The following is a 2,187-nucleotide window of genomic DNA, read 5'->3' as shown; positions in this document are numbered from 1 at the left end:
TGTAATCAACGATTGTAAAATACCCAATAACAACGGTTTTAAATTCCCCAAAAATAACAGATAATCGTTTCGAAACAAACATCAAAGATGGAGTGAAGAAACGGTGCTGAAGATTGGGGAGTTTTTTATGATTAGAGAGTTATTTCAGAAAGGGTGGACGAAAACAGCCATTGCAGAAGCAACAGGCTTCGATCGTAAAACGATCAGCAAATATCTAAAAAGCAATCAGTTGCCGGAACGTAAGGCAAGCGAGCAGCAGAAAGAGAGTAAGCTCGAACCCTATAAGTCCTACATCCTTCAACGAGTCAAAGAAGGAACAACCAACTGTGTCGTACTGTTAGAGGAAATTCAAACGATGGGTTACGAGGGGAAGATGACAATTTTAAGAGACTTTGTTCGTCCTCTTCGTCAACAGCCAAAGAAACAGGCAACCTTACGGTTTGAAACACCACCAGGGAAACAAGCCCAAATGGATTGGGCGTACGTGGGAAAATACTTAGTGAATGGCAATCTGCAAGACATTTATGCATTTGTGATGATATTAGGTTATTCCCGAATGAAGTACGTAGAGTTTACAACCAACATGAATCTCGAAACCCTCATGAAGTGTCATATGAATGCTTTTTCTTACTTTAATGGGGTACCAGAACAAATTCTCTATGATAATATGAAAACCGTTGTAATCAAGCATAGTCCTGTAGAGATTCGTTTCAATCGCAAGTTTGAGGATTTCTTAGCCTACTATGGGATTGTGCCAAAAGCCTGTCGTCCTAAACGTCCGCAAACAAAGGGGAAAGTAGAAAGAACCATTAAGTATTTGAAAGATAACTTCTTTCAGCGAAAACACGAACCAACTTTACATGCATTAAATGAAGCCGTACGTACATGGTTGGATCAGATAGCTAACAAGAAAACCAATCAGACTACTAATGAGTCACCATTTCAACGATTTGAGCAGGAACAGAAGTTCCTGCAGATATGGGGAGTGAAGCCTCTGTTTCCCACTTCACATTGGGAAACCAGAGAAGTCAGTCGGGACTGTGTGGTGTCGTACCGCGGAAAAAGGTATTCAGTTCCTTACCGTTACGCTGGACAAATGGTTAAGATTAAAGAAACACTCGATCATCATTTAGAGATTTACGATGAACGTGAATGTATCGCAAAACATCCGGTTCTTACAGGAAAAGCAACTACTCATATCCGAATGGAACACTATGATGGGCTACATACAAAAGAAAAAGGGCAGAAAGCGAAGAACGTTGAAGATTTGGCGACCGACGGTCTTCACTCTCATACCCCATCTCCAAATGTGGAAAAACGCCCTCTCGCTGCTTACGCAGCACTGGAAGAAGGTGAGTCTGTATGATGAACGAACTCTTATTGGAGCGTTTAAAGAAGCTCGGCTGGCATCATACAGCCAACCAACTTGATAGTTTACTAGAAGACGCTTCTAAGGATAATGTATCATATTCTGAGTTTCTTCACACTATCGTTTTGCATGAAACGGAGCAACAAGATTCTGATCAACTAGAAAAGCGAATGAAACGGGCAAAGCTGCCTTACACCAAAACGATTCATGATTTTGACTTTACATTTCAACCAAGTCTGAGCGAGAAAAGGGTCAAGGAAACCTTAACATGTCGCTTTATTGCCAATGGGGAAAATCGCATATTACTGGGTCCTCCGGGTGTAGGAAAAACTCATTTAGCCGTCTCCTTTGCGATTGAAGCGATTACCCAAGGATATACAGCCCTATTTTTGTCGGCCGACGACTTAGTGGCTCAGTGCCGCAAGGCCAATGATAAAGGGACACTCCAGCGACTCGTAAATCGTTGGAGTCGTCCAGACGTGTTAATTGTAGATGAAGTAGGTTATTTTCCTTTTGATGAACTAACCGCCAATGTTTTCTTCCAGGTTGTTTCAAAGCGATACGAACAAGGAGCAATGATTTTAACATCTAATAAATCGTACCTTGAATGGGGAAAAGTTTTTGGTGACGATGTATTGGCAACGGCTATCTTGGATCGCCTCTTACATCATGCGATTACATTTAACATCAAGGGTGACTCCTACCGTTTGCGAGAAAAGAAAAAAGCAGGAATTTATCCTGCCCAAACAACGATTTAGCCGTTCATAATGGGGAATTTCATTTCGTTGAAATTGGGGAAATTTGAATCGTTGTTGACA

General features: G+C 41.4%; 2 protein-coding genes. Both read left to right on the top strand.

The genetic code is table 11. The features are described from left to right. Positions 1 to 103: 103 nt before the first annotated feature. Positions 104 to 1,366, top strand: coding sequence for an IS21 family transposase (gene istA, locus PDQ68_RS28475; protein WP_002073783.1), 1,263 nt, complete (start codon positions 104 to 106; stop codon positions 1,364 to 1,366). Next, complete coding sequence (gene istB / locus PDQ68_RS28470; RefSeq protein WP_000980839.1) at positions 1,363 to 2,127, top strand: IS21-like element helper ATPase IstB; 765 nt, start codon at positions 1,363 to 1,365, stop codon at positions 2,125 to 2,127. The genes istA and istB overlap by 4 nt, the downstream gene beginning before the upstream one ends. The last annotated feature ends 60 nt before the right edge of the window (positions 2,128 to 2,187 follow it).

It is taken from the genome of Bacillus cereus group sp. Bc010 (assembly GCF_027716745.1).
Classification (GTDB): Bacteria; Bacillota; Bacilli; order Bacillales; family Bacillaceae_G; genus Bacillus_A; species Bacillus_A pacificus.
This window is presented reverse-complemented; position numbering and strand designations above follow the sequence as displayed.